The sequence below is a fragment of the Inquilinus limosus MP06 genome (assembly GCF_000767795.1).
Lineage (GTDB): Bacteria > Pseudomonadota > Alphaproteobacteria > DSM-16000 > Inquilinaceae > Inquilinus > Inquilinus limosus_E.
Window position 1 is genome coordinate 1 of the sequence record NZ_JANX01000361.1, and the last position, 6447, is coordinate 6447.

At 69.2% G+C, this 6447-nt stretch carries 6 protein-coding genes; 4 read left to right on the forward strand and 2 right to left on the reverse strand.

From position 1 onward, the window contains the following. Positions 1-23: 23 nt before the first annotated feature. Genes P409_RS22870 through P409_RS22885 form a run of 4 tightly spaced genes read left to right on the forward strand, consistent with a single transcriptional unit; the run spans position 24 to position 4278 of the window. The gene (locus P409_RS22870; RefSeq protein ID WP_034844142.1) at positions 24-1004 is read left to right on the forward strand and encodes an ABC transporter permease; all 981 of its coding nucleotides are present in this window, start codon (positions 24-26) and stop codon (positions 1002-1004) included. Positions 1005-1053: 49 nt separating this feature from the next. Continuing rightward, positions 1054-1983 (forward strand): sugar ABC transporter substrate-binding protein, encoded by a 930-nt coding sequence (locus P409_RS22875; RefSeq protein WP_034844144.1) that lies wholly within the window; start codon positions 1054-1056, stop codon positions 1981-1983. Further along, positions 1983-3494, forward strand: a complete 1512-nt coding sequence (locus P409_RS22880) for a sugar ABC transporter ATP-binding protein (RefSeq protein WP_034844145.1) — start codon at positions 1983-1985, stop codon at positions 3492-3494. The genes P409_RS22875 and P409_RS22880 overlap by 1 nt, the downstream gene beginning before the upstream one ends. Positions 3495-3510: 16 nt before the next feature. Further along, the gene (locus P409_RS22885; protein ID WP_034844148.1) at positions 3511-4278 is read left to right on the forward strand and encodes an SDR family oxidoreductase; all 768 of its coding nucleotides are present in this window, start codon (positions 3511-3513) and stop codon (positions 4276-4278) included. Between the two features lie 27 nt (positions 4279-4305). On the opposite strand, the gene P409_RS22890 is transcribed toward P409_RS22885, so the two are convergent. Continuing rightward, complete coding sequence (locus tag P409_RS22890; protein WP_202964768.1) at positions 4306-5187, reverse strand: carbohydrate ABC transporter permease; 882 nt, start codon at positions 5185-5187, stop codon at positions 4306-4308. Positions 5188-5195: 8 nt separating this feature from the next. Continuing rightward, entirely contained in the window at positions 5196-6326 is a 1131-nt protein-coding gene (locus P409_RS22895; RefSeq protein WP_052121225.1) for a carbohydrate ABC transporter permease, read from the reverse strand. Positions 6327-6447: the final 121 nt, after the last annotated feature.

The window sequence follows — 6447 nt, forward strand, 5'->3', positions numbered from 1 at the left end:
TGACACGAAAAGGGATGTAGGGAATGGAAGCGCGCATCGACCGACCGGCCACCAGGACGATCCTGCCGCGATTCAGCCTGACCAGCGGCGCCCAAGGCCCGCTGATCGGCCTGATCCTGCTGTGCGTGATCTTCTCCTTCGCCTCGGACCATTTCCTGTCGGTCCGCAACGGCCTCAACGTGCTGGACCAGGTCACCGTGCTGGGCATCCTCGCCATCGGCATGACCGCGGTGATCGTGATCGGCGGCATCGACCTGTCGGTCGGGTCGGTCCTGGCGCTGTCGATGATGGTGATGGGCTGGCTGGCGCGCGACATGGAGCTGCCGATGGCCCTGGCCATCCTGCTCGGCATCGGCGCCGGCGCGGTGTGCGGCCTGGCCTCCGGCCTCCTGATCACCATGGCCCGGCTGCCGGCCTTCATCGCCACGCTGACCATGATGTCGGTGGCCCGCGGCCTGGCCAATATCCTGACCGACGGCACCCAGATCGTCGGCTATCCCGACTGGTTCACGGCGCTGGCCACCGTGCGCAATTTCGGCTTCCTGTCCCTGACCGTGGCGCTGTTCCTGGTGCTGGTCGTGGTCAGCTGGCTTTACCTGACCTTCCGGCCCAGCGGCCGCAACCTCTACGCCATCGGCGGCAGCCGCGAGGTGGCCCGCCTGGCCGGCATCCATGTCGGCCGGGTGACCATCGCGGTCTACGCCGCGGCCGGGGCGCTGGCCGGCATCGCCGGCATGGCGCTGGCCTCGCGCCTCGACTCCTCGCAGCCCAGCGCCGGCCTCGGCTACGAGCTCGACACCATCGCCGCGGTGGTGATCGGCGGCGCCAGCCTGTCGGGCGGCGTCGGCAGCATCGGCGGCACGGTCGTCGGCGTCCTGATCATCGGCGTGCTGCACAACGGGCTGAACCTGCTCGGCGTCTCGCCCTTCGTGCAGCAGGTGGTGATCGGCCTGGTGATCGCCGCCGCCGTCACCTTCGACACCCTCGGCCGGCGCAACCGCTGACCGGGACCACAAAGACGGAATGACCGTCGCAACAGGAGAGGACCGACCCATGAAGACCCGTATCGCCGTCGCCGCGCTGGCCTTGCTGGCCGGCACCGCCCTCGGCTCCAGCGCCTGGGCCAAGGACAAGGTGATCGGCCTGGCCGTTGCCAACCTGCAGGCCGACTTCTTCAACCAGATCAAGCAGTCGGTCGAGGCCTCGGCCAAGGAGCAGGGGATCAAGGTCGTCACCGTCGACGCCAAGGGCGATTCCGCCACCCAGGTCAGCCAGATCCAGGACCTGATCACCCAGCAGATCGACGCGCTGATCTACATCCCGGCCGGCGCCACCGCCGCCAGCGTGCCGGTGAAGGCGGCCAAGGCGGCCGGCATCCCGGTGGTCGCGGTCGACCGCAACCCGGCCGACGCGCCGGGCGACACCTTTATCGCCACCGACAGCGTCGCCGCCGCCCGCACGCTGGGCGAGTACGTCTGCAAGGTCACGGGCGGCAAGGGCAATGTCGCCATCGTCCAGGGCCAGCTCGGCACCACGCCGGAGCAGGACCGCGACAAGGGCTTCACCGAGGCGCTGGCCAAGTGCCCGGACCTCAAGGTCGTGGCCAAGCAGGCCAGCACCATGTGGATGCAGGATGAGGGCTTCAACATCGCCCAGGACATGCTGCAGCGGAACCCGGATATCTCGGTGTTCTTCGGCCGGGCCGACGCGCTGGCGCTGGGCGCCGCCCAGGCGGTGAAGGTGGCCAATCTCGACCACAAGACCTGGATCTTCGGCTTCGACGGCGACGTCGCCGGCCTCAAGGCCGTGCAGGCCGGCACGCTGGATGCGACCATGACCCAGACCACCCAGCAGATGGGCCGGCTGGCGCTGCAGTCGGCGCTGGAGCTGGCCGACGGCAAGAAGGTCCCGGCCGAGCAACTGCAGGCGGCGACGCTGACCACCAAGGACAATGTCGCCGGCTTCATCGAGAAGCACCCCTGATGGCGGCGCCGGCGACCGTTCGCGCCGCCGCGGCGGAGGGCGGGCTCTCCATCCGCGGCATCGGCAAGGCCTATGGCGCCGTCACCGTGCTGGAGGGCGTCGACCTCGACATCCGTCCGGGCGAGGTGCTGGCGCTGCTGGGCGAGAACGGCGCCGGCAAGTCCACCCTGTCCTCGGTCATCTCCGGCCTGGTGCCGCCCAGCACGGGGAGCATGAGCTGGCAGGGTCGGCCCTATGCCCCGGCCTCGCCCGGGGACGCGATCGCCGCCGGCATCGGCCTGATCCATCAGGAGATGAAGCTGCTGCCGGACCTGACGATCGCGGAGAACGTGTTCGTCGGCCGGCTGCCGAGCAAGGGCGGCCGGATCGACCGGGCGGAGATGAACCGCCGCGCCGGCGAGCAGCTGCGGCGCCTCGGCCTCGACATCGCGCCGACGACGCTGGTGCGCGAGCTGCGGGTGGCGGCGCAGCAGCAGGTCGAGATCGCCAAGGCCCTGACCCTGAACTCCCGCCTGCTGATCCTGGACGAGCCGACCGCGGCGCTGGGCGGGGAGGAGACGGAGCGGCTGTTCCAGCAGATCGGGCGGCTGAAGCGCGACGGCGTCTCCTTCATCTACATCAGCCATCGCCTCGACGAGATCGCCCGCATCGCCGACCGCGTCGCGGTGCTGCGCGACGGCCGGCTGGTCGCCACCCATGAGACGGCGCAGGTGCCGGTGAAGACGCTGGTCGAGCAGATGGTCGGCCGCAGTGTCGACCGCATGTTCCCGTCCGTCTCGGTGCCTGAGGAGAAGGCGCGGCTCGAGGTCTCGAACCTCACCGCCGCCGACGGTGCCTTCCGCGACATCAGCTTTTCCGTGCGGGCGGGCGAGGTGTTCGGCATCGCCGGCATCGTCGGCGCCGGACGGACCGAACTGGTGCGCGGCGTGGTTGGCGCCGATCCCGTTGCCTCCGGCCGGGTCACCGTGGACGGAAAGCCGGTGGACCTGCGCGGCCCGTCCGACGCGATCCGCGCCGGCGTGATGCTGGTGCCGGAGGACCGCAAGCTGCAGGGCGTGGTGCTGGACCACACCATCGCCGACAACATCGCCTATGCCAATTTCGACCGCATCGCCCCGGGCGGCTGGATCAGCCCCAGCCGGGTGCGCGGCTTCGCCGCCGAGCTGATCGCCCGGATGGGGGTGAAGGGCACGCCCGGCCAGCGCGCCGGGAATCTCTCCGGCGGCAACCAGCAGAAGGTCGTGATCGCGAAATGGATCGCGCGCGACCCCAAGGTCTTCATCCTGGACGAGCCGACGCGCGGCATCGATGTCGGCGCCCGGGCCGCGATCTACGACGTGATCGCCGGCCTTGCCGCCTCCGGCATGGCGGTGGTGGTGGTCAGCTCCGATCTCGACGAGGTGCTGGGCCTGTCGCACCGGATCATGGTGCTGGCCCGCGGCCGCAACCAGGGCATCCTCGACCGCGACCAGGCCAGCCGCGTCGCAGTGATGGAACTCGCAACCCGCTGAACCAAGAGGAATGTCCGTGCAGCTCTTCCGGCTCGATGATCAGATCGCCTTCGTCACCGGCGCCGGCAGCGGCATCGGCCAGCGCATCGCGGTGGGCCTGGCCGAGGCCGGCGCCGACGTCGCCTGCTTCGACCTTGCGGCGTCGGAGGCCGGGCTCGCCGACACCGCCGGCCGCGTCCGGGCGCTGGGCCGCCGGACGCTGGTTCTTTCCGGCGATGTGACCAAGGCCGAGGATCTCGCCAAGGCGGTGGACGCGGTCGAGACCCAGCTCGGCGAACTCGCGGTCGCGGTGAACTGCGCCGGCATTGCCAACGCCACGGCGGCGGAGGACCTGCCGGAGGCGCAGTGGCAGCGCACCATCGACGTCAACCTGACCGGGGTCTTCCTCTCCGCCCAGGCCGAGGCGCGGGTGATGCTGCCGCGGGGCCGTGGGTCGATCGTCAACATCGCGTCAATGTCGGGGTCGATCGTCAATCGCGGGCTGCTGCAGGCGCATTACAACACCTCCAAGGCCGGGGTGATCCACCTGACCAAGAGCCTGGCGATGGAATGGGCCGATCGCGGCCTGCGGGTGAACGCGATCAGCCCCGGCTACACGCTGACGCCGATGAACCTGCGGCCCGAGGTGGCCGAACAGCGCAAGATCTTCGAGCGCGACACGCCGATGGGCCGGATGGCGACGGTGGACGAGCTGGTCGGCCCGGCGGTGTTCCTGGCCAGCGCCGCGTCGTCCTTCTGCACCGGCATCGACCTGATCGTCGACGGCGGCTTCGTCTGCTGGTGAGGGGAAGGGGAGGGCGGGCCGCCCTCTCTATTTCACCGCCCCTGCGGTCAGGCCGCGGATGATGTAGCGCTCGAGGAAGATGCCGATCACGGCCAGCGGCGCGATCGCCGCGGTCGACAGCGCCGCCATCGACCACCAGTTGATGCCCTGCGACCCGGTCTGGCTGGCCACCATCACCGGCAGGGTCTTGGCGTCGCTGCTGGTCAGCAGCGCGGCGAAGAAATACTCGTTCCAGCACAGCACGACCGACAGGATGAAGGCCGCCACCATGCCGGGCAGGGCCAGCGGCAGCACGATGCGCAGGAAGGCCTGCCACACCGTCGCGCCGTCCACCCGCGCCGCCTCCTCCAGCTCGATCGGGATGGTGGCGAACTGGTCGCGCATGATCCAGATCACGATCGGCAGCACCATCAGCGCATAGACCAGGATCAGCCCGACCCGGGTGTCCAGCAGCGCCAGCTCCTTGTAAAGCACCAGGAACGGCATCGCCAGAACCACCGGCGGCAGGATCAGCTGCGACAGGAACCAGAAGGAGATGTCCTTGTTGCGCCAGGGCCCGAACTTGTAGCGGAAGCGGCTGAGGCCGTAGGCGGCCAGCGAGCCGATGATGACCGCCAGCAGCGATGCGCCGACTGAGGCGACGATGCTGTTCTCGAAGCGCAGCAGGAACTCCTCCCGCACCGTCGAGGTGGCGCCGATCGTGTCCGGCGACAGGCCCAGCGACCGCCAGCCGCGCCAGTCCGGCTGGTAGTCGATGAAGGGGATCAGGTGTCCCTGGGTGACGTCGACCGCGGTCTTGAACGAGGTCGTCACCGTCCAGTAGATCGGGAACAGCGAGATGAAGGCCCACAGCAGCGCCGCGGCGTAGAGCAGCGTGCGGCCGGAGAGGCGCTTCACGCGCCAGGTCATAGCGCCGCTCATGTCAGCCGCCGCATCCAGCGGCTGACCAGGTTCAGGAGCGCGGTCACGAAGACGATGATCATGATGAAATAGACCTGCGCCAGCATGGTGCCGTAACCGACATTGGATCGGTCCCGGTACTCGCGGTAGATGAAGCTCGACACCGTGTCGGTGGCGCCGCCGGGCCCGCCCGAGGTGACGTTGATGACGATGTCGGCCAGCTTCAGCTCGAAGATGATCCTGAGGATCACCGCGGTGACGCTGACCGGCAGCATCAGCGGGAAGGTGATCTTCCAGAAGGACTGCCAGGCCTTGGCGCCGTCGATCCGCGCCGCCTCCAGGATGTCGTTCGGGATGGCCTGCAGCCCGGCCAGCAGCAGGATCATGATGAACGGGATCGAGACCCAGCCATCCATCGCCATGATGCTGATCCGCGCCATCCAGGGCGAGGCGAAGAAGGCCGGGTTCTCCCAGCCCAGGAACCGGGCCAGCGACGCCGCCGGGCCGAAGCGGTACTCCATGATCGACTTGCCGATCATCCAGCTGACCGCCACCGGGCTCAGCATGAACGGCATCAGGAAGGCGACGCGGAAGAACTTGCGGGCGCGGATCTCGGCGTTCAGCAGCAGCGCCAGGCCGAAGGCGATGGCGTATTGCACCAGCACCGCCAGCACGTACCAGACCATGTTGCCGAGCGCGTTCCAGTAATACGGGTCGGCCCACAGCGCGCGCAGGTTGTCGAGGCCGTTGAGCTGCCGGCCGGCGAAGGAGCTGAGGTTCCAGTCGGTGAAGGCGATGTAGAGGCCGAAGATGGTCGGGAAGATCACCATCGAGACGGTGAACAGCACGGCGGGCAGCAGGAACAGCGCCCGGTGCCCGGCCTCGCCCCGGATCATCACCTGGCCCGCGCCGAGCGCCACCGCCCAGGCGAGGTATGCATAGAGCAGGGGCCGCCAGCTCTCGAAGCCGATGGCGAGGATGCCGGCTGAATCCAGCACTTGCGCCAGCGCCATCGCGGCGAGGCCGAGTGTGGCGAGCCCGATCAGCCAGCGCCCCGCGGTCCGGCGGCTGGCCGGGATGCGGGACGAGACGGGCTTGATGCTGTGGTCGCCGCCGAGGGCGCCGGCGCCGATTTCCGCTTCGCTCATGCTGGTCCGGGGATGGCTGCGGAAGGACAGATAGAGAATGTCCCCCCTCCCCTTGCGGGAGGGGGGTAGGGGAGGGGGCTGTCGATCGAAGGGAGCCGTTGCCTCCGGGCTGATGCTTCGT

Bases quoted from the DNA above. Each gene is read 5' to 3' on its own strand.
- P409_RS22870 (WP_034844142.1), top strand. From the start codon at position 24: ATGGAAGCGCGCATCGACCGACCGGCCACCAGGACGATCCTGCCGCGA.
- P409_RS22875 (WP_034844144.1), top strand. From the start codon at position 1,054: ATGAAGACCCGTATCGCCGTCGCCGCGCTGGCCTTGCTGGCCGGCACC.
- P409_RS22880 (WP_034844145.1), top strand. From the start codon at position 1,983: ATGGCGGCGCCGGCGACCGTTCGCGCCGCCGCGGCGGAGGGCGGGCTC.
- P409_RS22890 (WP_202964768.1), bottom strand. From the start codon at position 5,187: ATGACCTGGCGCGTGAAGCGCCTCTCCGGCCGCACGCTGCTCTACGCC.
- P409_RS22895 (WP_052121225.1), bottom strand. From the start codon at position 6,326: ATGAGCGAAGCGGAAATCGGCGCCGGCGCCCTCGGCGGCGACCACAGC.